We start from the raw sequence: 23,231 nt of genomic DNA, 5'->3' as shown, positions 1-23,231 counted from the left end.
CCCGCACGCCCGCCGGGCTCACTGTCGAAGTGAACGGCTTGCCGGACACGCTCGACCGCGCCGTGCGAATCCTCCACGGCGCCACCAGCACCACCATGACCGCCGAGACCCGCCTGCCGGTCAGCCCCGCCACGCACGCCCACCCGCTGGCCGTGTGAGCCGGCCGCCTGTCACCCACCGCCCACTCGTGACCATCACAGGAGTGCAGCCCATGTGCGACCCCACTGCAACCAGCGGCATCACATGCTTTAACTGCGATCAGCCCATGCCGGAGAATTCGGAACGTCACCCCGGCCTGCACGAGTACGTGTGCGAGGCCTGCACCGTGACCGTGGCGAACTCGGATAAGTTCTGCGAGGTCTGTGGCCGGACGACCAACCTTATGCTTTACCCCCTGTGGGGCGGAACGGGCGTGGAGTACCTGTGCCCGCAGCACAGCCAGGAGCGCGCACTGAACAAGGCGGCGCATGACCACCTGACGGCCCTGCTGGAGCACACCGTGCGGGAGTGGGTGCTGCACTGGGGGCAGACGGCCGCGAGCGTGGATGACATCGCGGATGCCATCGAGTGGTGCTTCATGAATCAAAACGAGGTGCGGTACCCGGAGCGGCTGGCCCGTGTCCGCAGCCTCCTCGGCCGGCCCTAAGCCATCAGCTCACCGGCCCCGCCCAGGCTCTGGGCGGGGCCACTCAGGAGGTGTTGAGTGATCATCGACCTGGCCGAAATGGAGAAGCGTATTGCCCAGCACGTCGCCCTGCTGCTTGAAGAAAGCATCGGCGACGACATCCTCACTGTTACTCAAGCAGCCGTGCTGCTGCAGCTCCACGCCAACACCATCCGAGGCATGGCCGCCCGTGGCGAGTTGCCCGGCCACAAGTTCGGAGATTCGTGGCGCTTCCGGAGGTCAGCCCTGCTCAACCACGTCTCCGAGTCCAGACACGGGAGGAACTGGGATGACTGACCTGCTCCAGCCCTGTGATGTGTGCGAGAAGTTGCCGGGCATGATCGACCGCCATGGTCTGCCGCTGTGCCCGCGGTGCGGCCGGGAGCAGCTGCTGGCCGACGGCATGGCGGAGCACCTGCGCCTCGTGCTCCAGCATCATGTGCGGCCGCACCTTCAGGCCACCGTGAAGACCTGGGCGGAATATTGGGTGGCGACCGGCCTGCTCGAGGAAGAGGATGCGGTGTCTACGGCGGAGTGGGGGCTGTCGCTGTACTTCAAGGATCCGTACCTGATGGCTCGGGAACTGCTGACCGCACCCCTGGAGGAGAAGCGATTGACATGACGTCACCGTTGGCATTCGCCTCGCAGTTCGTGGATCAACTGGCCGATCTGATTGCCGAGAAAGTCGCAGTGCGCCTCGAGCGCAGTCTTGGAGACGAAGTGCTGACGGCGAAGCAGGCGGCGAAGTTGCTGCAAATCCACGTCAACACCGTTCTTGATATGGCCGGCAGAGGGGTCATACCTGGCAAGAAGCTGGGCCGCGACTGGCGGTTTCTCCGGTCTGAGTTGCTCGACCACGTTCGGACGTCCGTCAACGCCCGTTGATCGGGCGGATGGAAGGAGGCAGCTGTGGAAGACCAGGTATTCAATGCGCCCGTATTCGCCCGGATGATCGCCCGCGAGGTGGCTCAGATGTTGGAGCAGAGCATCGGCGACGACGTGCTGACTCTAAAAGAGGCGGCGAAATTCATGGGCTTCCACCCCGTTACCGTCGCCAAGTGGGCGGCTGACGGGACACTCCCTGGACGGAAGATAGGAGACTCATGGCGATTTCGCCGAAGTGCACTTCTCGATTACGTCACGAGCAAGAAGACCGCCACGGCCATGTGAGGGCAGTTCCATGACGGCAGTTCCCTGTTAATCTATATTTACCGGGAATTAAGTGCTGCACAGCGTTGGTTTGAATAGCGATCCCGGGTTAAGATGAATTAACACGGACAAGCGGCGCGCAGTCGAAACGTTGCTAAGAGATGACGAGTGGGTGAACTGGAGTGATCGTGAGATTGCCGAGCGCACTGGAGTGGGGAACAAGTTTGTAGGTGATGTGCGCCGGGCTATCTGTGTTTCGAACACAGATACACCGCGCACTGTCCAGCGCGGCGGCACCGTTTACACCCAGCAGACCAGCAACATCGGCAAACGCCCTCCCCTGCCGATCATGCCTGAGCCGATCTGGCCCGATCATGACCCCGAAACTGGCGAGATTACGGCTTCCGACCTGACGCCATACCTGCCCGAGAGCGTGCCCAGTGAGCTGTGGCGTGACAAAGTGCTGCCTCAAAATGCGGGAATTGAATACGCCCTCCAGGACGGTGTTTTCAGTTTCGCAAAAAGCGTGCCAACTGCTCTGGGGTCTTGGCCGACACTGCTTGCATGACGCCTGCTTCCAACGGACTCGGTAACGCCCTCGGTGAAGGTCTTGGCCTCATGGTCACCTCCTTTCTGAATCGCCAGGATCAACTGCGCCAGCAGGAGGAGCAGCGGGCCCAACTCGCCGCCGATAACGCCTACCGACAGCAGCAGGTCGATGCTCAGGCTGCCCGCGATGCTGAGAACCGCCGGCAGTTTGACGAGTCCCAGTCGCGCCTGCTTGCCCGCGATCAGTCTGACGACGCGTACCGCAAGTGGCAGGAGGACCAGGCTGCGGCCACCGACGCCAGGAATGTCCGGACCGATCAGATCAGAGGTCTGAGTGGACCGGTCAGTACGTTCCTCAAGGGACTGGATGACCAGATCGGTCAGTACGCCCCAACCACCAACGGCAAGCCGAATCCACTTTACAACCCAGCCATGACCGAACTGCTCCAGGGCCAAAAGAGGAAGGTCATGAAGACCTGGGTTGAGCTGGGCAACACAGTGGCCAGCGGTGAGGGCTGGGATCAGGGCCGCGCGGCGGTGATGTCGCTGCTGGGACTGCAGGACGGTCCCGACATCACTCCCCCGAGTGGGCCCATGCAGGGACCGACTGCGGCACCTGCCACGCCGGCGCCCACTCCGGTGGCCGCCACGATGCCGGCAGCGCCGATCGCCTCGCAGGTGCCAGCCGCACCGTCTGGTGACTTTGTGGGCCCATCTCTGCCGACCACTCCCCAGGCCGCGCCTGCTGACTTCCAGGGGCCGACACAGCCCACGGCACCCGCCCTCCCCGACCGCATCCAGAGCATCCCGGCCAGTCGGCTGATGGATCTTCCGGATGATCAGATCCTGTCCACCTACGGGCAGGGTGGCCTGGAGTACGCGATCGCGGCGCGCACCGAGTACACCGCCAAGGTCAACGCCCAGCGCGAACTGGACGTCGAAGCCAACACGAAATTCTGGAAGGGGCAGTTCGATGAATTGGCCAAGAAGGACCTGACCCCGACCCAGCGCAGCGCCATGTACGTGATCGACCAGCTCAACCGCACGCCTGCGGCCGAACTCACACCCCAGCAGCAGCAGGATTATGCGAACGCAATCGTTGCGCTTGCGCCCGCGATGTACACCGCCGAGTCCTGGCAGAACGTGCTGAACACGAAGGACCCCTCGACCGTCCTGGGCATGCTGCCGACGTACCAGAAGTATGCGCCGGATGTGGTGGCCGGTTTCGATCCGACAGAGATGCGGCGGCGCCTGGACGACGACCACAACAACAGCGTGGCCGACACCCTGAACAAGGGCGCTGACACCGACTACAAGAAGGCCCAGACAACTGACCTGAATACTTTCCGGCCGTACAAGGTGCAGGACTACAGCGACAAACACAACGAGAGTCTGGTGAACCAGGGCGAGGCCTGGGCGCGCACGAAGCGCCTGCAGGAACTCCTGCCGTTGGAGAAGCGGGAGTATCAGGACAAGCACGTTGAGAGCGGTGCCCGGGTGGAAGGCCTCCGCGCCGATACGGTCAACACGCAGCAGGGCACCGCAACCGCCGCCTTCGAGATGGGGGTGAAGACCCTGGCACAACTGGCCACCACCCAGGCCGGCAGCGTCAGCATGTACAGCCTCCAGCACAACGGCCCCGACCCGAAGAACCCGACGGCGGGCAGCACGTGGGCGACCCTCAAGAGCCAACTGGGCGTGAACGACACGGCGCTGGCGTCAATGCTGGCCGAAGGGCGGTACAAGTACAGCCTGGGTGTGACGGGCGACGAACTGGCCAACCAGATCAAGCGCTCTGACCTGCTCACGGCCGGCGTCAATCGCGCCAACACCATCGCCACCATGAACATGACCCTGGAGGAGATCAAGACGGAAGTGGCGACCCGTCAGGGCAGGATCGACAAGCTGAATGCTGAGATTGCAGCGACCGACGCCAGTGCTGCGAACTACCGCTCCCTCATCGCCGAGCGCGACCGACTGGTGGACGAGAAAGAACAGTTGACCCGCGCCCAGACCGCCGCGGCGAACGCCAGCGCGAACAACAGCAACGCCAACGCTGCCAGCACGACCGCCCTCACGCCTGTCCGCGTGGCCAGGGGCTGGGCGGATATTGCGGCCATCAACCAGAGGTTGAAGGTCGAACGGGAACGCCTCGCCGCCTACGTGCAGAGCGTGAAGGGTGGGTACGCGGTGGACATGGCCCAGGTGCAGAACATTGGGGCCCGTACCGCCCTGACGCGCACCCAGACGCCCGGTGACCCCATGTACCGGCCTGAGGTCGAGAAGGCCAAGGCCGCCGATCCCATCGGCGTCATCAAGTCAACGGCCGACACGAAGTACTACACCCCAATGCGAAACGCCCTCATGGCGGCGCAGCGCTACCAGACGACGGTCGATGGACTGGTGAAGCAGTACACCGGTGCGTCCGGCAGCGTGAACCGCGAAGGGCTGCTCGCCGACCCTGCGTACAAGAACGCCGTCGATGGACGCGACCACGCCATGAAGATGGCCCAGGATTACCGTCAGAAGGGCGACGACTACGTCACCACCAGCTTCGGGAACCTAGACCGTTCCACGCCAGGCACCCACACCGGTGAGACGCAGCCCAGCCCGTTCAAGACGCTCCAGACCACCCCAGGGGTGACCCTGACGAGTGTCAGCCCCACCCTGGTGAGCCGCATGGACACGATGCTGGGCGGGTTCAAGGCGCCGGCCGGTCTCGTCCCGATCATTACGCAGGGCACCCGCACGGCCGACGAGCAGGCGGCGCTGTACGCCAAGGGCCGCACGGTGCCCGGCCCGAACGCCAGTAAGGCCAGGCCCCTGGGCGACATCGTCACGAACGCGAAGCCCGGCGAGAGCAACCACGAGGACGGCGATGCCGTGGACATCTCGTGGATGGACCCCAAGACCGGCAAGGTGCTCCCCGGCACCGACCCCCGCGCCCAAGCCGCGTGGAAGGCCCTGGGCGCCCAGGCGCCGAAGTTCGGGCTGCGGTGGGGCGGCACCTTCAAGACGGCCGACGGGAAGCCATTCGTGGACATGTACCACTTCGAGGTCGCTGGCTCGCCGCAGGCCGCGACGCCCAGGCCGACCACACCAACACCAGCGAAATCGAGCTCTCCAGCGCCCAAACCCAATGCTCAGTTGGAGGCCGGCCTCCAGGCGGCCATCATCAACGGCGACGGGAACGCGGTGAACACCTACGGCGGCGAGCTGGTGAAGGCCGGGTACACGCAGGACCAGGTGCTCGCCCTCATCGACGGCTACAAGGCGAAGGCAGGTAAGAAGTGAGCGGCGGCTTCGACTTCGCCGCGGCGGCCGGTATTCCCAAGACGAAGGACGGCACTCCCGACTTCGCGGCGGCCGCGGGCATTCCGACCACCCAGAGCACTCCTGCCCTGAATGCCGCGCCGGGCACCATGGACGCGAAGCTCTTCCATCAGGCCGTCGCCAAACTCAAGGCCGGGCAGACCCTTACGGCGGACGAGGCGAACGCCATCGCCCGCGCGCAGGCGAGCGACCGCACCATGGCCGGCATCGCGTGGGCCCTGCAACCCCTCCAGGCGCTGAGCGACATCACCAAGGGCGTGATCGGCCAGATGCGGGGCGGTGGCCCGACCACCACTGATCTCGTGACCGGCGGCAAGGCCCCGGCGGGCAGTCCCCTCCAGCGCGGCTTGCAGGCAGCCGGCGGACACCTCACGTACGGCCTCGCCGAAGGGTTGCCCGGCATGACTGGCGCCCGTGCACGCGGGGTTACCGGTGCGGAACTGCTGAAGGGAACGAAGTACGCCGATAACAGGATGGCCGCCCTCGCCGTCGAGGTACTCGCCGATCCCAGCACGTTCCTCACTGGCGCCGGGTTCGTCGTGAAGGGTGTCTCGACCGCCGGCCGCCTCGCAGACCTGGAGAAGTTCGCGAAGACCGCGGATGGTGCTGCCACCATCCGGGAAGCCCTGCGCCTGGCCAACGCCAGGGGGGACGCCCTGTTGAAGGCAGGGGACGAGATCACCGGTGTCCCAGCTGTGATACGCGGCGTATCGAAGACCAAGCCCGTGCAGGCCGCCAAGGGGGCGCTCTCCAGGTTGGCCGATCAGCAATTACCCGAGTTTCCCGGGGCAGGAGCCATTCGCAAGGAGGGCGGCGGCACCATCGGGGACGCGTTCCTCACGCCGGACCAGAAGGCTGCCCTGTACACCCCGGAGCAGCTGGCCCGGGACGACTTCCGCACCACCACCCGGCTCGGCGCCGAGGGCACCGGGCAGACCATCAAAGCCGCGGCACAGGTGGACTCTGACGTCGTCATGGCCCTTACCAAAGGCCTGAAGACCAGTGACGCCACGGAGGTGAACCGCCTCCTCGGGGTGTTCACCACTGCGACCAAGCCAGAAGTGGCGGCTGAGGCCCTGCGGAAGCTGGGCGTCATCAGCACCAGGATCGGACGCAACCTCGAACCCGCGTTCGTGGACGCCGTGAAGGCCGCCGACCGCGTCGGACAGGTCACGCTGGGTCCTGCCCTCCAAGCCCGCAAGCTGCCCGTGGTGCTCGACCCGAAGGTCACGGAGGCGATCCAGAAGGCGCAGACCGGCGCAGACCTCGTGCCCCTGGTGGGCCGATACACCACGACGAACGGCCGCCCCCGCGGCATCCTCATGACGCAGTACGTGGGCCGCAAGGACATCCCCACGACCATCAAGACCCTGATCGATCTGCCGGAGATCCCTGCGATGTCCACCGTGGATCAGGCGGTCACTGTTCGCAGTCTCGACCAGGCGGCCCAGGAGTTGCCGCCCCTCCCTGCCAAGCCGGTGGAACCGGTGGGCGTTCCTGCACGTGGCGCGCTTCCAGTAAACCCGGCGAGCACAGTCGAGAAGGTCACCACGCTGCCTGAACCACCAGCTCCCGCAGTGACTGCGGTTACACCTGCTGCTGAACCGGCAAGGGTCACGCCGGACTCTCTTCTCGAGTCCTTCTTCCGCAACCAGCTCCCTGCCCGCGACGTCACGCCCGGCGCGGCCGCCATGCCGCCGAACACCCCGTCACGAATGTCGGATTTGACATCTCCAGCAGCGGCTACGGAGCCGGGGGCGCCCGTCATTACGCCGCCCGACCAGCCCAGAACCGCAGACGACGTGCTGCGGACGATGCTCGATCCGGCACCGCGCAGCACCCCGGATGTGCAGAACGCCCGGCCGGCTGAAGTGGCACCCCTGGCCACTGGCACCAACAGGGTTGAGGATCTGGCCCCAGGGATGGGCGCGATGGGCGCCGACATTGCGGACTCCCTGCACGACACGCTGTACGCGAAGTACCTCGCCGGCGACACGACGGAACTCGGCAAGCCCAGCATGATCCTGACCGGCGCCGCAGCCCTGAAGCAGGGGGGCGTCACCCTCACCCGCGACCAGTTCCCCGACTTCGCCAACCGCTTCTTTGCTGAGGTGCAGGCCGCCCGGGGGAGCGCTGACGGACAGGCCCAGGTGCAGAAGTTCCTGCGGGAATACCAGCCGCCCGCTACCACCACGCCTGTCGCGGACGTGCCCAGCAGCACCCGTGTTCAGACTCCTCCGAGCGCGGTCGGCAAGACCACGCAGGACGTGCTGCGTGACCTCCTGCGCCCGGCAGAAGACCCGTATGTGGCGCTGCCCTCGCCGGCCATCACTCGGACCCCGCAGGCGGCCGTACGCGACCTCGCGCTCCCCATGCCAGCCCCCGAGCGACTCGTCACCAAGGACATCCCCACCACGTATCGCACCGTCCAGGTGGATGCCAACGCCCTGGACTGGGCGGCCCTGCCCGACGACAGCGCCCGGCGTGCCGTCCTGAACTCCATCGACGGAGCCGGGAATGCCCGCTTCGTCCGGGACGCGCAGGGTGCCATCCGCCTCGACCGGCCGAACCTCACCGTCCCCCTGAGCCACCCGACGATCAGCCGCTACTTCACCGACGACGAGCTGCTGGCCGCCCAGCGGCAGGGCACCGAACTCGGCGAGCGCACCGTCACCCGCCGGGAGCAGGTGCCCCACTGGTACGACCCCAAGGGCGCTCCGCTAGAGACACAGCGCGCCATGGTGCAGCAGGCCCAGCGGGAGGCCAGCGAAGCCGACTTCCCGAACCAGCAGGCGGCAATCGAGAGCCTGCACGCGGCGCACGACGACACCTCCTGGATCATCGGTGACGCCTTCGCCAGCTACGACCGGCTGGTGAAACCCTCTCGCATCGACACCCGGGCCGCCAGCAACCAGTACGCCGCCCGCGTGCGTGCCCTGACCGGCACGCCGCCCACCCGTGGGGACGTCTTCCAATACCGCCTCCAGCTCGCCCGCTACCGGCAGGCGGCGAACCTGCGCACGGTGGACACCAGGGCCGTGACGACACACCTGAACGATTTCTTCCGCGAGAACCCCGAGGCGACGCTGTACGAGGGCGCGCTCAGCACCGCCCGAGCATTCGACTTGGGCAGTGCTGGCGCGAAGCACGTTCAGCAGGTGCTGCGCCAGGCTGAGAGCGGCTTCGAGCGTCAGATGAGCCGGCTGGAACGTTTGGAGTTCGCGCAGTACTTCGCTGGGAAGACTCAGGCCCGCCGGGGCGGGGGCACCCTCGTGGACCGCTTGAAGCGCAACCCGGACGCCGTGAGCCAGGAGTTCACGCAGGTCTTCGCCCAGGACGTGAACACGCTGCGCCTGATCGACGAGCAGGTCCGCACCCGCACGGCCGCCATCGTCCGGCAGGACGTCTTCCGCTCCTACCGCGACTACCTGAGGGATAGCGGGCAACTGATCACCCAGAAGAAGCTCGCCGAACTGCGGATGATCCCCGAGCACCGTCTCACGCCGGATCAGCGGGAGATGCGTACGAACGCCGCTACAGCCCTCAGCCGGCCGGGAGCGCCGGCCGCGTGGAAGGTCATGGACCGCGACATTGAGGGCTACTTCTCCAAGGGTGACGTGCTGCCCTGGTGGGCGTACTTCGATCTGTTCGGCGCGAGCGGCGTGGAGGACACGGCCGTGTCTGCGGCCATCCTGAACCGGGGTGGGCTTGACATCTACAACCGGCTGTGGAGCACCAAGAACGCACAGATGCTCGGCACCCCCAGCAGCATCGTGAACGACCAGGTAGGCCAGCTCCTGCAGATGGGCATGTGGGGCGTGACACCGGACGCGGTCATCGAGGGCATCATCCGCCGTGCCACGGCGTCCCCTGAAGCCCTGGACACCATGCGGAAGTCCGGAATTCAGTCTGCCAAGTTGGAAAGCAACCTGGGCGCCAGCCGCGAGGAACTGACCCGACTGGCCGCCCGCCTGGACGGCGACACCGATCTGACCCGTACGCAGCGAATCATCGACAAGGTCTTGAGATTCCGGGAGCGGGGGACGGGTCTCGACCGCACGGCCATGACCGGCGTGGCTGGTGTGGCAGCTGACTTCGCCCACTTCGGGAGTGGGTATTTCTTCCAGCTCCGGAGTGCCCTCAGCGACCTCCAGCGGGAAGCGCTGTACTTCCACCGCCTGCAACTCGGCGACACGCCCGGGAGGGCCGCCCAGTATGCCAACGAGGTCATGCTCGACATGCGCCTGGTGCCGGCGTACGCCCGAGTCGTCCGTCGCTACTGGCCCTTCTTCAACTGGATTGCCATGAGCGGCCCGCGCTCCATCGTGACCATCCTCCGCAAGCCCGGCATCGCGGCTGCGTACCACCGCATCGCCCAGGGCAGCGACAACCCGAACGACCGACGTGACGCTACCCGGCGCGTCCTCGCCCGGGACGGCGGGTACATCAACCTCGGACTGGACGAGCGGAGCGGCGCCCGCCTGTACCTCGACCCGCGGAACTGGGATCCGACGAACACCATCCCGCAGTTACTTGACTGGTCAGGCACCAAGATTGGGGCAGCCAGCCCCCCCTACTACGTGAACCTGCTCGTGACGCTGCAGTGGGGCCAGGACCGATTCGGACGCAACATCTACGCCGACGTGCTGGATGGTGGCACCGGCGGCTTCACCGAGGCCTACGCCAACAACCCGAAGGGCGCGCTGATCATCGCCGGGAAGACCCTTCTGCAGGAGTTCGCCCCTACCTACGCGCCGGGCAGCCCGCGGGCGCAGGCCTTCGTGCGGAGCGTCCTGGCGACCGCGAAACTGCCCGACGACGGCAGCAAGGACATCTCCCTGGCCCGCATGCTGGCCGGCACGCCGCAGGGCCGCGCGTATCTGACCCTGATGCAGAACGGCAGCTTCGCCCTGATCGAGCGTGACCTGACCGGCACCCGGGACAGCCCGTACACCGACGCGGCTCCCAGCATGGCCCGTGCTGCGGCCAACTACCTGGTGCCGATCAGGGCGGTGGACGCGGACCAGTACCGCCAGGGCACGGCGCAGCAGACTGTCAGCGTGGCAAAGCTCCGGTTCGACACGTGGCTGGCCAGCGAGAAGAAGAAGCTCGCCCTCCTTGAGGCCGGGGGAGCAAGCCAGGAACGCATTCAACTGGAGGAGCGGCGCATCGATCACGAGGCTGAGGTGAAGGGGGCACAACTCGACTACCTGGACACGATTACGCGGTAGATGGGCTCTGGCCATGCTGACTTCAGAAATGGGTAGTCTGGCTGCCCCACCTGAAAAAACCTGAACCGCGTCGCCCCTAGACCTGGGGCGAGTGCCGAGTCTGCCCTCATGCGGCGTTTCCTGGGCAGATCTGTACGGCGACCGTACATGTACTGGTTCGTGACCCATTCACCCCCAGATGATGAAGGCAGATGCTGAACTGAGGCAGAGTGGTGGCAAGACCCTCGGTAAATTGCGGGAGTGAAGACAATTTTGATGTCGGCCACACTATCGCTGCTTACCGCACCTGCGGTCGCTCAGAGCTTTGAACACTTCGGCGACTTCACGTACTACCCGAAAATTGACCCCATGACAGATGAGAATCGCAGTTACATCATCAGCGACGGTATTGAGGATGCTGATGCCAGTTTGTTCTTCGGGTGTCAGGACGGCCGACTCAAGATTTATTACGACCCTTCTGACTACATCGGAATCACCGACGACTCATACACCGTGGTCTACCGATTTGACAAGCAGAATATGAGCGCCCCCGTGGAGTGGGGTGTCAGTACCACTGGTGATGCCGTCTTTCTTCCTGCTGGACGTATCACTGGCTTCGTGAGGGCGGCCAAAGCAGCCAAGACCATCATCCTCCGCGTTTTTGATTACAACGGTACTGCCATTACCAGAAGCTTTGGACTCAGGGGTCTGACTACCGCCCTGAATAAACTGCCGTGCGCACGGGGCATGTGAGGGCAAGCCTTTCACCTAATTTGCTTTAGGTGAAAGGCTTGTAAGAATCGGGCTCGCCTACTCTCGCCTGCATGACTGGGGACGGTGGAAAGACTGATGACGGGGGACGGTCATACGTTATGCCCAGTGCACCGTCCCTGGGGGACGGTGCACGCACCCTGCGCCCCGCCTGTACATCTCTCATAACGTACGTACAGCTGTACGTACTGAATTTCATCCATCCTGCCAGCATGGTAGATGTACGTTCATGACCCAACCGACCGCCATTGTGGCGATCACCAGTAGCAAGGGCGGTGTCGGCAAGAGCACCCTCGCCGTGAACCTCGCTGGAGCCCTCGCCGTCCGCGGCCCTACCGCCTTGATGGACGCAGACGAGATCGTGGGCACCGCCAGACGATGGGCCACCCGCGCCGGCGGGATCCAGATCCTGAAGGAGGGCGAGCGCCCCACTCCAGGCACCCGCTACCTGCTGCTCGACACCGAAGGCCGCCCGGCCCTGGACGACATGGTCACCCTGACCCGCAGCGCCGGCGCCGTCCTCATTCCCACGGGGGTCAGTGGGGTCGAGTTGGAAACCACCCTCGCCCTGTGGAAGGCACTGGAGAAGGCTGGTGCGACCATGGATAACGTCCGTGTGGTCATCACCCGTGTGCCCCCCGTTGGCCGCGGCGGTGAAGTCGTCCGGGAGGAACTGAGGAGCCGCGGCGTCACGGTGGCCAACACCCTCATCCGGCAGTACATCGCGTACCAGCGGGCCCACGACGCCGGCGTGATCGTCCGGGATGCGCAGGACGACCGGGCGGCCACCGCCTGGAGTGACATCCTCGCCCTTGCACTGGAGGTCTGCTGATGACGAAGAAGGCAGGCAACCGCTTCAACTTCCTGGATGAGGTTGCTGGTGAGCCAGCTACTGACCAGGGCAGCACCCCGCCGGCCGCTCCAGCGGCAGCACCGCCCGTCGAGCCTAGAACTGCAGAGTCGGGTCCGTACCTGTTCCGCCAGCATCCACGTGGTGAACCCCAGGCCCCCCTGGGCAACCGCATCGCCCTCCCGGCGAAGCACGTCCTTGAGGACTACGTTCGTGGCCTAAAACGTGCCGGGTACCCTGCCACTGAAGCGCGTGTGCTCGAGGGCCTGCTGTTGCTCTTGCAGGACGATCCGGAAGTCCGGGCACGACTTGCGACGTACCTGACTGGCCGGCCTGACTGACGTAAAGATGTATGTACGTACAAGATGAGAGGACTACTGCCGCTTTGCCATACCTTCCAAGCTACGAGCAATGCGCTGGAGGGGATCGTCTGACGACGTGGTTTTCGTCGGTCCAAGCGTCATCTTGAGGAAGTCAAGGTTGAGCTGAAAGCGTTCAGCTTCATACTCCTGCCCTTCAATGTCCCGGTACCGAACCTCGATCAGAACGTCGATATCTGGCAAACCTCCCTTACCTTGCAGGAAGAAGGTCGTCGTAATGGCGTCGTCGGGAGGAAGCACATTGACACCCGCCTGGAATGCGCCCCACTCCTGTAAGGGGTGGCCAGAAGGCATTTGATAGTCGGCACCTCGAATCAGGTGGAGTTCAACTGCACGGGCAGCACCTGGTCCTACGTTATGCACGAACAACGTCACTACTCTGAAGTCGTTGTGGGTTCGTCCTGGTCGCAAGTACACGACCACATGCGGCCGAATCATCGCCTTGCGTTGACCCTCGGCAATTCGGTTGCGATCGCGGCTCTCGGCTCCGGACGCCCTGGTCTCGCGCACCGCATCCAGCGCTGCCTTCGCGCTGACGCCAGCTGCAAGCGTCGAGATGACGGTCATGACTGACTGCACCAGCGAGGCATCGATCATCTCGCCACCGTAGACGATTCCCCGAGTCGTGCCCTGCGCATGTGCGGCAACTCAGACGCCTCAGCGGATCGACAATGACGCTGGAGGTATCACATGGTGATCATGCGTTGGTTGCTTGTGCCCATCGCCGCCCTGTTTGGGTTCTTGGTGACCTACGGAGTCGTGAGGTTTCTCGGCACCCTGCTGAACAACCTCACACCATTCGGCGGGCCAGGCGCGCCAGCGTGGTACATTACCGCCTTCGCCAACTTCGCCACCGGCATGGCCGGGGTGTATCTCGCGGCGCTGGCTGCTCCACGTGCTCGTCAGATCACGGCCTACGTGACCGCAGGCTGCTACATCACCGCGATCGTCTTGCTATCCGCGATTGGCCTCGGCCAGCACTACCACATCCCGTGGCTTGCTTTCCTGCTCGGGATTGTAGGGGCAGTCTACGCAACGTACAACGTGCAGGAAGTGGCACCCGAGCCCATTACACCAACCGGTGCGCTGAGCACGCTGCACCACAGCGACTCTTGAGCACTCCGGTCACCCTCATTCAAGCAGTTTTCTAGCCCTACTGTGCAGTGGAATGGCTCGGCAAAGGAGAAGGCGACCCAGAGGTCGCCTTGATTCCTTTAATATAGAGCGGTATTCGCCCTCGGTCAAGCCTATGCACGGAGTCCTGGTCGTATCCGTCCTTAGTCTGCAGAAGCCATATTCTGCAGCCATTATGACTCCTGAGCCGACGCTGGCCGACCTCCATGCCGACGCCTATGAACAATGGAAGCAACAGGACGCTCCGGACTTTGACGCCGTGCTCGCCCGCCTTCCCGTCGCCCAACGGGATGCGGTGATTCTCGGTGACTTTCACTTCCAGGTATGCCGGGGAGGGTTCAGCCAGTGGGAGCGCAATCAGTACGCCGTACAGCTTCCCGATCTGGTGAGGATGGTGGAAGCCATGCCGGATTCTGACGCTGTGGTGGAAGTCCGTTCCATCCTTGCGTCCTATCAGAAGCACGTGCTGGGGCAGGGCGAGGAGGATCTGATGGATTTGACCCTCCGCTATTTTCCTGTCTGCCATGCGTTCTACGCCGATGCAGATGTATGGATTCGTGAACTGTCCCACGAGTAGGCGATAGGAGCGAAACAGCCCAGAGTCAGGTCTCGTCTCCATCGATAACCGACAGTACGGCCGGCCCCGCCGTCACTGCGTCACCTGACCCCCCGGCACCCCTACCTTCGACCGGGGGTGGGGTTCGTACCTACCAGTACCCCTCTCTCTATTCACCGCCAAAAATCGCCATGTGCGAGGCGTGCCACGGCACTCTGCCCGCTGCTGCACCATGCGGACATGACGGACTTGAGTGTCGAGCTGCCCTGGGCCATGCGTTGTGTCCACGTCGGCGACCTGCTGACTGAGACTGAGGCAAGAGAACTGATCATCGCGCAACGCGGTCGAAAGCCCCTGTCTGTCGTACCAATCCGGCCGGCCAGGGCACACGAGGCATGGACGTTCAGGGTCGAAGCAGCGGAGCCGATCGCGCCGATGACGGTCTTGGAGCGCCTGCTGGGCGGTACGGATCTGAGCAGCCCAGGCGTCCCACGCCTGATCATCGATGAGTTGGAGGCCGTGGGGCGAATGGAAGCGGAATTCGGGTTCACCGCGTTCATCCCCATCGCCGGTGGGCAGATGGTGCCCCGACCGTACGGCGAGGTGTCGCCGAAGGAAATGACCGCCTTCTTCGAGTGGCAGGAGAGAATGTGGAGCACGAATTGACGGCCGTGCTCGAGCCGGAGCGGATGACCCTGCAGTCTGGTGACCCAGCCACGTGGACGCCGGCGCAGCGCACCCGAAACGAACGCATGGCGCAGTACCTGCGGGCGCTGCGTGCTGAGGGCACGCTGACCGCGGCCTGCACCGCGACAGGCATCAGCCAGCCCACCGTGTGGCGGTGGCGGGAGGAGTTCACGGCCTTCGGCGACGCCGTGACGCAGTTCTTGACCCGTGACCGGCAGTCTCTGATCGAGGAGAATCTGTTCCGGATCGCCACGAGTACGGACCCGAAGATGGCCAACGCTGCGGTCAAGGCCGGCGAGATATATTTGAAGGCTCTCGACCCCGACAGGTACGCCGACCGGCAGAAGATCGAACAGACCATCACGATCAACAGCCAGGTCCAGGTCATCCACGAGGCCCGCGAGAAGCACCGCATTGCACAGCAGGAGAAGCTGCGGCAAATCAGGACGATCGATGCTCTACCCGGGGGAAGCACCGATGAACCCTGAAGAGCCGCAGCAGTGGGCACTCAACCTGCGGGCCGCACGGCTCACGCCAATCAGCAGTCACCCGCGCAGCATGGCGCTGCTGATCGCCTGTGCGCCCCATCAGGTGCCGTGGGCGTTCGCGGCAGCGGACACTGCCGTCTCCCACGGGCGGCCGCCCGGTGACGTCCTAACGAACCTGCTCGACTACCTGGAGGGTCACCCAATGCCAATAGACGAGGGCGCATGGGCGGCCCTGGTCGCCACGCTTTAGCAACATCCAGCATGGTTTGAATAGGGGTCACGCGTGCGCGCACAGGGGCATATGCTCCAAGCCTTCATCAGGATTCGCTGTGACATTGACTCTGCCCTCACAGGGTGAGAACACGCACCGTTGCCGCCTGCGTCTCAGGGTGTCATGGCTGTACCCCCCCTCCACCCGGAGGAACCCACAGGAGGATCCATGAAAGCCCACAACATTCTGTACCTGCTCGGCTTCGGCTCCATCATCCTCAGCGCCAGCCAATACTTCCAGAGCGACACCTCCGACAAAGAGCGCGATGGTCTGTTTATCGGACACTGGGCCCCGACATTCTTCATCCTCGGCAAGATTCTTGAAGACAAAGAGAATGCCGGGCGGAAGGTAACGGACTGACGTCAGGGCGAAGTAGGGGAGGGTGGTGACCGGCCTACCTTCTTTCACCTTCGCGTACGCGCCTTATGGCCGAGCCACAGGCGCGTACTGCTGCGGTCACAGGGTACCGGCCTCAGGCCTGCGGCAGAGTCCGCAAACGGCGCACGTGATTGACCTGATCGGCCGTGTTCATGCTCAGGCCCAGCAGCATGGCCATGGCAGAGGCCGTCTGCGGATACACGTGCTGGCCCAACGAGTCGGCAATCGCGACTGCTCCAGGGTGGATCTGTGCCGCACGGACACGCAGGGCCGCGGCGCACTCTTCGACCACCTCTCTGGCCTCCTCGTCGCCGGGATCGCTGCAGTCGTAGCCAGCGTCAGCGGGGCGGATCCCGGCGTACTGATGGCGGGCCGCTCTGAGCAGAGAGAGCAGGTGCGCCGGCGTGATCTCTGCACCGTCGCGCAGCTGCTGAATGTGGTCGCGGGTGGCCACGAGGCTGCTGCGCTTGGGCGCGGCCTGGCCATCTTCAGACCCCAGGTAGAGGTCATAGATGGCCAGCATGTCGGCGTAACGGTCGAGGAGCACCGCTTCGGTCAGGGTGGATGGGGTCATATCGAGTCCACGGTATGGGAGGGTGAGTCCGAGGCTGGCACACCCAGGCGGGCGATGAAATCGGCGGCCAAGGCGCGGCCGGCAGTGGTGAGGTTGGCGTACCTGGTGAGGCCCAGTTCGGCCGCTTGGACGACCGCCTCCCCCTGGGAGGTCATGCCGCTCCAGAAGGCACGGAAGGCCGCTCGCCGGGCGCGGTGGTACTCGGGTGACCCGCGGGGCAGGCTGCGGGCGTAGGCGCTGAGTACGGCCCACATGACACCGTTGGTGGCGCGGCTGAAGGGCGGTTTTTCCGTGCTGATCGTAGGGAACGTGTCCATGGCTCATGGTGCGGGAATGTCGGATCCGACATGGCACACCCTGTGCCCTCCCCACTTGGCACTTACGGCTGCATCGACTCTGCGTCACAGCGTGTGCAGGCGGCCGGTTCTCCTACATGTGGGACAGGAAAAGACAACCGCTTTCTCGTTCGGTGTACTGACGTCCGTATCGGCGACGTCGCACCGGCAGTACGGACAAGTCAAGGTGTCCAAGAGAACGCACAGTTCTTCTTCGGTGTAGTACCGAAGTCGAGGGGTAAGAGTGGCAGGGCCTAGCTTGCTCTTCCGCATGCCCTTTTTTCCGACAACGCAGGGGCACACCCCCCAGAGATCAGCGACTTGCCCGTCGTCCGACGCTCCCTACCTCCTGACCTAACGCTTCTGGATCGAGGGCCTGCACGAGTTCGAATGTGCCCCTCACCGGATACCACCTCACAACCCACTGACACGGAGCTTCTCCTTCACGGTTCTTCGCGAGGTCGAGCACGAGGTACTTCCAAAGCCCTTTCAGCGCCGCCCGGCTGCTGCCCGGCAGTGGGGGCGCTTCGAGCCCAAGCGCCTGAATGTTCTGAGCACCGAGCGGGTAGAGCAATGTAGCTGTGTACGCGGTGTACTCCACACCGCCCGATTCCTTGAACACACTCAGGCGCTCTTCAAGCGGCATAGTAGCCAGCTCGCCGTACTTACCGCGTCCGACGCTGCTGATCAGCAGCAGAGGCGCGTGGAGTTCTCGCCCTAGGCGCACCTGAAGGCCCATCACGATGTCATCCACCTGGTGCCGCTTGTCCTTCTCGCTTCCGCTGGGCATGCGCTGCAGGTAATCGAGGATCACCAGCGGCGCACGGCCGTCGTGCGCCGCCTTCAGGCGCCGAACCTGCGCGGCGATCCGGTCCACACCCCAGGAACCACCATCAAACCCGTCCCCTTCGATCACAGTGAGGCTGGGCGCCACATTCTCGATCAGGTCGATGTACTGCGGGTTGATCTGCAGGTCTGCACTGACCGGGCGTTCTGGCGTGCCCCCTGATCGGAGGTGCCGCTGCGCAATGCCGGTGCGCGTGCTAATCATGCGGCTCCACAACTCGTACCGGCTCTGCTCGTACGTGACATACAGGACTGGCCGGCCAGCACGGGCATTCCCCTCCGCGATCGCCAGCGCCAGGGCTGTCTTGCCCCCGCCAGTAACGCCACCCAGCACGTGCAGGCCGTCGTAGAAGCCACCGCCGATCGCCTCGTCGAACTCAGCCAGACCTGTCGGGTACATGGCGCCGCCCCGATTCAGGCGAGCATCGGCCAGCGCCAAGAGTTCTTCCTGCAGGAAGGTCTGACTGCCGGCAAGGCTGGCCCCCCAGACATCGGCCATGGCCGTCCGCAACTCTTCAAGCAGTTGTTCCCCGGTGGCCGTCACCGACAGGCGTGGGAGGGCGTACCACTCCACACCGGCCGCATCGAGGGTCCTCTCCATCGTGTGCGTTGGAGCCAGAGCAAAGACCGGTCGTCCGTCCTGGAGGAGCGTACGCAGGTCGTCCGCAGTCTGCGACCGGCGAGCGACAGCGTTTTCTGCATGGGGCATGGCAAGAGCGGCATCGACTCGTGCAAAGTCCGTATCACCGGTGAGAACGACCGGCCCGTCTCCTGTTTCAGCCACCGGGCTAGGGGGCGCCCCTTCGGATCGGGGAGCCGAGGCCAGGACGCTGGTCGGACCAGAGGACGGTGCCGGCCGCCGATCCTCCCAGGGATCCCGCGCCGGCCGGGTGTAGATGCTACGCAGCGTGGCGCGCGCAGCCCCTTCCGTGTACGGGTCCTGGCGGCCGTGGGCGTCCTGCTGCGGCACGCGGGCCACGTACTCGCGCATGACGTCCCACGCCTCGCCCTCGCTGTACCCGTTGTCGCGCAGCTGCATCACCATCTCGGCGCCGGCGTTGTTGCGACCTTCGCCGGCATTCACCTGATCAAGGGCGCGGCCGAGCAGCAGTTCCGCTGGTGGCCGCCCTGATCCATCCCGGCGCTGCCCCGTATACGACGTACTGGGAGTGGTGTTGCGCGGGGCTGATGGGCGCGGAGCTTCAAGAAGGCCAAGAAATGCACGCAGATCCTCCGGCAGCCGGTCGAGGGGCAGCATCTCACCGGGCCTGCCCAGCCATGTGTATGGCCCGCTGGCGTTACGGCTGGGGGGAATGACCGCATACCCGCCATCGCCGCGGATGTCGAGACCTGGCCACTGCTTTCCCAGATCTTCCTTGGCCTTGCCGTTCAAGGTCGTGACGGGCCAGCCAGGATGCTCGAAGTACACGTGTGATCCACCACTTCCTGTCCGAACGTGCACGGGAAGGCCGAGTTGCTCGCGCAGCGCCTCCCCGGCCGGTCCGTCGAAGTCGATGACGACCACACCCGAGATTGATCCTGTTACCAGCGCCAAGCCTTTACCGTTCGGCCGCGCAAACCACGTGGTCACATCGGTCGGCGTGGGCCGCGTCGTCTGAAGCCCCTTCCATGCAGGAACGGTCTTGCCGTCCTTGACCTCGGAATGACCTGTATCAACCAGGACGTAGGCAGGTTTTTTCGCCCATTCTCCTGAAACCTGCACGGGGAGCACGCTCCACCCGCGCTGCAGGGCCGCAAGGGCTGCCTCTTGAAGTGTATTGGTGCTTTCCGGCGTTCCAGTCACTCTGCCCTCGCGTTCTGCCCCATGGCGGGCAGGGTGTGGAGTTTCCGCAGTGGCTGCGGCTCTGCCTTTCATTGTTTCAGGCGGCCGCCCGCCACTGCGGGGCGGCTGCCAGAGTTAGATCTAGTTAGATCTAGTTAGGAAAAAAAAGAGGCCAAAAACGCTGTGCCACACGACAAGAAAAAAGTGGGAGTGATGCAGTTGGAGGGGGGGGAGTGATGCAGTTGGAGGGGGGGGAGTGATGCAGTTGGAGGGGGGGAGTGATGCAGTTGGAACAAGAATTACGTCTTCCGCTTGCGTGGAGGGATGGTGTCCAGGATCTCGAGCACCTCCGGCGGAGGAGTGATCTCCACCATGGCTTCCAGCCAGGTGTCGAAGTTCCCTGGCTTCCCCAAGCCGTCATTGATGCGAGCGAGATCGCGTGGGTTGATCTGCCAGTCATGGACCACGCCAATTTCCTTCAACGCGTCTAGGGCGCCCTCTGCGTATTTCGTGATGCGGGAGCGGCTGGGGGACTGTCTGAGTTCGTCGACCTCATGCATCAGGCCGGCACGATCAAGAATGGTTCGCCACCTCAGCCGTTTGACCTTGGTGCCCTTCACATCCTGGCGGTAGTGCAGCACCAGTTCAGTGCCGATTCTTTTCGCCCACTTGTGCACACCGCTGCGGCTCGGCAGTTCCACGAGGGCCTTGAACATCGGCGCGTAGCTATGGGGGAAGAATGAAACCCAGTCGCCGAGTGCCAACTCCCAAACCATGTGGCATTCCTGCCCGAACAGATCGCGGTCCACTTCTCTCGCCATTACGGAAATGACCTTCTCTTCGCGGGCTTTAGTGAGCTGCTGCTTTTTGCGCTTCCCTGCCGTCTGGCCCGCTGTGTGTTCGAGGGTGCCCTTCACATCAGGGGTCATGTAGAGCTTCATGCGCTCAAGGTGCACCAGGGCGTTATGCACCTCGAGCAGATGCTCGGGCTTCATGCCACCCTTGTGGTGCTTCTTGTAACCCAGTGCCTGCGCGACTTCACGGGTATCAATGCGGATCCGAGTGTAGAAATTCGAGTTGCTGATGCCTTTCTCAGACGCCTTCCAGAGAATGACGCGCCAGACGTCTGCCGTCCGGTCATCGAGGCGGTTGACCTGCTCCACCGCGGCTTTCGCAGCCACCTGAATGTCCTCGCCGGGCTCGACCGTTGCGCCGTAGATGATGCGCATCCCGTCGGTGCGACCATCCTCGAAGTAAGGGAAAAGGTCCTCTGTTGGGTCGTGCTTCCAGTTGCGCCCGTCCCGGCTCGCCCGGTCGATGAGTGCGTATGGTGGGGCCGACAGCATCCTCTGTAGGTGCGCTGGATACGGGCTGAGGTCGTCGCCAGCTTCCACAGCGTTTTTCAGTTCCCACCAGTAGGGAACGATGATGTGGAGGCCCTCTTCCCAGGCCCACATTGGAATTCGTTCCGGTAGTTGAACGGGTGTGTTCGAGTGGATCGGCAGACCGATGCGAGCGGATGTCACCATCCCCTGGAGCAGCGCTTTGGCGAGGCTGCTGATTTCAAGGGCTGTGAGTGAGCGGACCGTCACGGCCGCGCGCGCCAGGATGTCAGCCTGGATGTCTGCCGAACGTGTTTTCGCTTGGGGATCATGGAGAAGATCGGCGATGGACTTTACCTGTGTGACTGGGACACGTTGCCGATACTGATTCCACTCCGCCCAGGAGATGGGCAGACTGTTGTTCGTACCCCACTGGTGTGCGCGGGCCGTGCGGTACCAGTACAGCAGCTGGTCTTCAGGGGGCAAGAGCCCACGCCGCAGGACCTCGTCGTTGTACATCGGTCGCGGTTGACCTTCATGGTCGTAGAACGTAAGGCGACGCTGTTCCGCTTCGACTTCTTCCTTGGTGTACTGCCTGAAGAATGTCTCCAGTTCCCCAGAACGGAGACGCTGGTAGTCTTCGGCATCCCGACGTGTGCTCATATATTTATCTAGGTTCTGTAGGAAATCCGCGACCACACGAGCTTGCTGCAGGGGGTCAGGGATTGCCGGTTCAGGCTCTGTATACAGCGTCAGGGGACCAAGCTTGAGATCAGTGTCAGCCATGCCATACCATCCCCGGCAGTACCTGCTCAGCCACTGCCTGTAACTTCTGGTCGAAGGTCATGAACCGCAAGCCCAGGGGCGCAATCTTCACCGCGGCCGCCAGATGCACCGCATCGTATGCCCGTAACTGGTGCTGCTCGGCAAGGTCACCGGCCTGCCGGAGGAGCGCGTCATTCACGGCAATGCTCGCGATAGTCTCCCAGTCGCTTTCAAATGCAGTCAGCGCCTGCTCGTACGCAGCCTTGGATATGAGTTTGCGAGCACGGCGCCCGGCCAGTGCAGCACGCATTTCCACGTACGTGATGCTGTGGGCGATCGTGCCGTCGGCGGCGGCCTGCTCTGCCAGCACGTCGCTTCGCCTCGGTTCGTTCGTGTACAGGCGCATCATCGCGGATGTGTCCAGGTACAGCAGGCGCCGCGATGCGGTCACAGATCAGGTCCACGGTGCTCTTGCAGCAGGTCCTCAATGGCCGGCCCTTTGACCTCGACGGGAGTGGCCAGCCCAGCCGGCTTCTTGCCCCACGGGTTCGTGCTGAGCAGGCTCATGGCCTCTGCCTTTGCCTGAGCGGTGTCCGCGTCATCGGCGGTCGCAGATTCGACCACCGTGATCTCCAAGCCGAGAGCATCAAGGGCCTCGAGGAGCGACTGCGGGATCTTGCCGTAGGTGCCGTTGAGCAACTGCGTGACGGAGGGCTGTTTGATGCCCAGGCGCGAGGCCAGTTGTGCGTGCGTCAGGCCACGCCGGCGTACGGCGGCCCTCATCGCCTCCCGTACCCGAAGATTCGTGTCCATGGCCAAAGCTTAGGTTAACCACCTATACAGGTCAAGGCTTATTGACTCATATAAGTGAATCACCTATATTAGGGGCACCCAAGAGGGGAAGAGGCCTAGGAAACTTCGCCCCTCCGGGAATCCAAAACACGAGGTCAGGATCGTGACACACAGTACGCCCAGCACCACCGCGGTTCCAGCGCACTCCAGCACCGTTCTCAGCCGTACCTGGGCGACCACCACCGAGTGCCGCCCCTTTGGCGAAGCCTGGGGCACGTTGCACCACACCGTGACGCTCACCCGCACGCCCGCCGGGCTCACTGTCGAAGTGAACGGCTTGCCGGACACGCTCGACCGCGCCGTGCGAATCCTCCACGGCGCCACCAGCACCACC

Annotated in this window: 24 protein-coding genes; 17 read left to right on the top strand and 7 right to left on the bottom strand. The window is 64.0% G+C overall.

Annotated features, from left to right (window positions below):
* Positions 1 to 265: 265 nt before the first annotated feature.
* From HNQ07_RS23250 to HNQ07_RS23200, 11 genes are all read left to right on the top strand, one after another.
* A complete protein-coding gene (locus HNQ07_RS23250; protein ID WP_184116318.1) occupies positions 266 to 646 on the top strand; it encodes a hypothetical protein in 381 nt (126 codons plus the stop codon).
* A gap of 57 nt (positions 647 to 703) precedes the next feature.
* The gene (locus tag HNQ07_RS23245) at positions 704 to 961 is read left to right on the top strand and encodes a helix-turn-helix domain-containing protein (RefSeq protein ID WP_221275312.1); all 258 of its coding nucleotides are present in this window, start codon (positions 704 to 706) and stop codon (positions 959 to 961) included.
* A complete protein-coding gene (locus HNQ07_RS23240; protein WP_184116316.1) occupies positions 954 to 1,286 on the top strand; it encodes a hypothetical protein in 333 nt (110 codons plus the stop codon). Before HNQ07_RS23245 ends, HNQ07_RS23240 begins: the two co-directional genes overlap by 8 nt.
* The gene (locus HNQ07_RS23235) at positions 1,283 to 1,549 is read left to right on the top strand and encodes a helix-turn-helix domain-containing protein (protein WP_184116314.1); all 267 of its coding nucleotides are present in this window, start codon (positions 1,283 to 1,285) and stop codon (positions 1,547 to 1,549) included. The genes HNQ07_RS23240 and HNQ07_RS23235 overlap by 4 nt, the downstream gene beginning before the upstream one ends.
* Positions 1,550 to 1,573: 24 nt before the next feature.
* On the top strand, positions 1,574 to 1,834 hold the full coding sequence (locus HNQ07_RS23230) for a helix-turn-helix domain-containing protein (RefSeq protein ID WP_184116312.1): 261 nt from the start codon (positions 1,574 to 1,576) through the stop codon (positions 1,832 to 1,834).
* 151 nt (positions 1,835 to 1,985) lie between these two features.
* The gene (locus HNQ07_RS23225) at positions 1,986 to 2,381 is read left to right on the top strand and encodes a hypothetical protein (RefSeq protein WP_184116310.1); all 396 of its coding nucleotides are present in this window, start codon (positions 1,986 to 1,988) and stop codon (positions 2,379 to 2,381) included.
* Positions 2,378 to 5,656 (top strand): M15 family metallopeptidase, encoded by a 3,279-nt coding sequence (locus HNQ07_RS23890; protein WP_221275311.1) that lies wholly within the window; start codon positions 2,378 to 2,380, stop codon positions 5,654 to 5,656. The genes HNQ07_RS23225 and HNQ07_RS23890 overlap by 4 nt, the downstream gene beginning before the upstream one ends.
* A complete protein-coding gene (locus tag HNQ07_RS23215) occupies positions 5,653 to 10,926 on the top strand; it encodes a hypothetical protein (protein ID WP_184116307.1) in 5,274 nt (1,757 codons plus the stop codon). The genes HNQ07_RS23890 and HNQ07_RS23215 overlap by 4 nt, the downstream gene beginning before the upstream one ends.
* A gap of 240 nt (positions 10,927 to 11,166) precedes the next feature.
* Positions 11,167 to 11,658, top strand: coding sequence for a hypothetical protein (locus HNQ07_RS23210; RefSeq protein ID WP_184116305.1), 492 nt, complete (start codon positions 11,167 to 11,169; stop codon positions 11,656 to 11,658).
* Positions 11,659 to 11,905: 247 nt separating this feature from the next.
* Entirely contained in the window at positions 11,906 to 12,508 is a 603-nt protein-coding gene (locus HNQ07_RS23205; RefSeq protein WP_184116304.1) for a nucleotide-binding protein, read from the top strand.
* Complete coding sequence (locus HNQ07_RS23200; protein WP_184116302.1) at positions 12,508 to 12,867, top strand: hypothetical protein; 360 nt, start codon at positions 12,508 to 12,510, stop codon at positions 12,865 to 12,867. The genes HNQ07_RS23205 and HNQ07_RS23200 overlap by 1 nt, the downstream gene beginning before the upstream one ends.
* A gap of 33 nt (positions 12,868 to 12,900) precedes the next feature.
* Here the strand turns inward: HNQ07_RS23200 and HNQ07_RS23195 are convergent, their stop codons facing one another.
* Positions 12,901 to 13,503 carry a DUF8453 domain-containing protein gene (locus HNQ07_RS23195; RefSeq protein ID WP_184116300.1) on the bottom strand — a complete coding sequence of 201 codons (603 nt, stop codon included), beginning with the start codon at positions 13,501 to 13,503 and terminating at the stop codon, positions 12,901 to 12,903.
* Positions 13,504 to 13,596: 93 nt separating this feature from the next.
* Here HNQ07_RS23195 and HNQ07_RS23190 point away from each other — a divergent pair, with 93 nt between their 5' ends.
* The 6 genes from HNQ07_RS23190 (at position 13,597) to HNQ07_RS23165 (ending at position 16,402) form a co-directional block, all read left to right on the top strand.
* Positions 13,597 to 14,022, top strand: a complete 426-nt coding sequence (locus HNQ07_RS23190) for a hypothetical protein (protein WP_184116298.1) — start codon at positions 13,597 to 13,599, stop codon at positions 14,020 to 14,022.
* A gap of 193 nt (positions 14,023 to 14,215) precedes the next feature.
* Positions 14,216 to 14,617: a DMP19 family protein gene (locus HNQ07_RS23185; RefSeq protein WP_184116296.1), complete on the top strand. Its 402-nt coding sequence runs from the start codon at positions 14,216 to 14,218 to the stop codon at positions 14,615 to 14,617.
* A gap of 219 nt (positions 14,618 to 14,836) precedes the next feature.
* Positions 14,837 to 15,262 carry a hypothetical protein gene (locus HNQ07_RS23180; RefSeq protein WP_184116294.1) on the top strand — a complete coding sequence of 142 codons (426 nt, stop codon included), beginning with the start codon at positions 14,837 to 14,839 and terminating at the stop codon, positions 15,260 to 15,262.
* Positions 15,247 to 15,771, top strand: coding sequence for a helix-turn-helix domain-containing protein (locus HNQ07_RS23175; RefSeq protein ID WP_184116291.1), 525 nt, complete (start codon positions 15,247 to 15,249; stop codon positions 15,769 to 15,771). The genes HNQ07_RS23180 and HNQ07_RS23175 overlap by 16 nt, the downstream gene beginning before the upstream one ends.
* The gene (locus HNQ07_RS23170; protein ID WP_184116289.1) at positions 15,761 to 16,021 is read left to right on the top strand and encodes a hypothetical protein; all 261 of its coding nucleotides are present in this window, start codon (positions 15,761 to 15,763) and stop codon (positions 16,019 to 16,021) included. Before HNQ07_RS23175 ends, HNQ07_RS23170 begins: the two co-directional genes overlap by 11 nt.
* Positions 16,022 to 16,210: 189 nt before the next feature.
* A complete protein-coding gene (locus HNQ07_RS23165; protein ID WP_184116287.1) occupies positions 16,211 to 16,402 on the top strand; it encodes a hypothetical protein in 192 nt (63 codons plus the stop codon).
* A gap of 112 nt (positions 16,403 to 16,514) precedes the next feature.
* Here the strand turns inward: HNQ07_RS23165 and HNQ07_RS23160 are convergent, their stop codons facing one another.
* From HNQ07_RS23160 to HNQ07_RS23135, 6 genes are all read right to left on the bottom strand, one after another.
* The gene (locus HNQ07_RS23160) at positions 16,515 to 16,994 is read right to left on the bottom strand and encodes a hypothetical protein (protein WP_184116285.1); all 480 of its coding nucleotides are present in this window, start codon (positions 16,992 to 16,994) and stop codon (positions 16,515 to 16,517) included.
* On the bottom strand, positions 16,991 to 17,311 hold the full coding sequence (locus HNQ07_RS23155; RefSeq protein ID WP_184116283.1) for a hypothetical protein: 321 nt from the start codon (positions 17,309 to 17,311) through the stop codon (positions 16,991 to 16,993). The genes HNQ07_RS23160 and HNQ07_RS23155 overlap by 4 nt, the downstream gene beginning before the upstream one ends.
* A gap of 331 nt (positions 17,312 to 17,642) precedes the next feature.
* Entirely contained in the window at positions 17,643 to 20,051 is a 2,409-nt protein-coding gene (locus HNQ07_RS23150) for a bifunctional DNA primase/polymerase (protein WP_260323270.1), read from the bottom strand.
* A 206-nt stretch (positions 20,052 to 20,257) separates the two neighbouring features.
* Positions 20,258 to 22,066: a hypothetical protein gene (locus HNQ07_RS23145; RefSeq protein WP_184116279.1), complete on the bottom strand. Its 1,809-nt coding sequence runs from the start codon at positions 22,064 to 22,066 to the stop codon at positions 20,258 to 20,260.
* Complete coding sequence (locus HNQ07_RS23140; RefSeq protein ID WP_229832339.1) at positions 22,059 to 22,496, bottom strand: type II toxin-antitoxin system VapC family toxin; 438 nt, start codon at positions 22,494 to 22,496, stop codon at positions 22,059 to 22,061. Before HNQ07_RS23140 ends, HNQ07_RS23145 begins: the two co-directional genes overlap by 8 nt.
* Positions 22,493 to 22,858, bottom strand: a complete 366-nt coding sequence (locus tag HNQ07_RS23135; protein ID WP_184116277.1) for an XRE family transcriptional regulator — start codon at positions 22,856 to 22,858, stop codon at positions 22,493 to 22,495. The genes HNQ07_RS23140 and HNQ07_RS23135 overlap by 4 nt, the downstream gene beginning before the upstream one ends.
* Positions 22,859 to 23,231 lie beyond the last annotated feature (373 nt).

Origin of the sequence: Deinococcus metalli, from assembly GCF_014201805.1 — a bacterium.
Classification (GTDB): Bacteria; Deinococcota; Deinococci; order Deinococcales; family Deinococcaceae; genus Deinococcus; species Deinococcus metalli.
The sequence above is the reverse complement of the archived record's forward strand: the minus strand, read 5'-3'. Positions and strand labels throughout refer to the sequence as shown.

Excerpts from the sequence above, each read along its gene's own strand:
- HNQ07_RS23170 (WP_184116289.1), top strand. The coding sequence starts at position 15,761 with ATGAACCCTGAAGAGCCGCAGCAGTGGGCACTCAACCTGCGGGCCGCA.
- HNQ07_RS23145 (WP_184116279.1), bottom strand. The coding sequence starts at position 22,066 with ATGGCTGACACTGATCTCAAGCTTGGTCCCCTGACGCTGTATACAGAG.
- HNQ07_RS23195 (WP_184116300.1), bottom strand. The coding sequence starts at position 13,503 with ATGATCGATGCCTCGCTGGTGCAGTCAGTCATGACCGTCATCTCGACG.
- HNQ07_RS23160 (WP_184116285.1), bottom strand. The coding sequence starts at position 16,994 with ATGACCCCATCCACCCTGACCGAAGCGGTGCTCCTCGACCGTTACGCC.
- HNQ07_RS23185 (WP_184116296.1), top strand. The coding sequence starts at position 14,216 with ATGACTCCTGAGCCGACGCTGGCCGACCTCCATGCCGACGCCTATGAA.
- HNQ07_RS23200 (WP_184116302.1), top strand. The coding sequence starts at position 12,508 with ATGACGAAGAAGGCAGGCAACCGCTTCAACTTCCTGGATGAGGTTGCT.
- HNQ07_RS23240 (WP_184116316.1), top strand. The coding sequence starts at position 954 with ATGACTGACCTGCTCCAGCCCTGTGATGTGTGCGAGAAGTTGCCGGGC.
- HNQ07_RS23180 (WP_184116294.1), top strand. The coding sequence starts at position 14,837 with ATGACGGACTTGAGTGTCGAGCTGCCCTGGGCCATGCGTTGTGTCCAC.
- HNQ07_RS23190 (WP_184116298.1), top strand. The coding sequence starts at position 13,597 with ATGGTGATCATGCGTTGGTTGCTTGTGCCCATCGCCGCCCTGTTTGGG.
- HNQ07_RS23205 (WP_184116304.1), top strand. The coding sequence starts at position 11,906 with ATGACCCAACCGACCGCCATTGTGGCGATCACCAGTAGCAAGGGCGGT.
- HNQ07_RS23165 (WP_184116287.1), top strand. The coding sequence starts at position 16,211 with ATGAAAGCCCACAACATTCTGTACCTGCTCGGCTTCGGCTCCATCATC.
- HNQ07_RS23155 (WP_184116283.1), bottom strand. The coding sequence starts at position 17,311 with ATGGACACGTTCCCTACGATCAGCACGGAAAAACCGCCCTTCAGCCGC.
- HNQ07_RS23250 (WP_184116318.1), top strand. The coding sequence starts at position 266 with ATGCCGGAGAATTCGGAACGTCACCCCGGCCTGCACGAGTACGTGTGC.
- HNQ07_RS23150 (WP_260323270.1), bottom strand. The coding sequence starts at position 20,051 with ATGAAAGGCAGAGCCGCAGCCACTGCGGAAACTCCACACCCTGCCCGC.
- HNQ07_RS23235 (WP_184116314.1), top strand. The coding sequence starts at position 1,283 with ATGACGTCACCGTTGGCATTCGCCTCGCAGTTCGTGGATCAACTGGCC.
- HNQ07_RS23890 (WP_221275311.1), top strand. The coding sequence starts at position 2,378 with ATGACGCCTGCTTCCAACGGACTCGGTAACGCCCTCGGTGAAGGTCTT.
- HNQ07_RS23135 (WP_184116277.1), bottom strand. The coding sequence starts at position 22,858 with ATGGACACGAATCTTCGGGTACGGGAGGCGATGAGGGCCGCCGTACGC.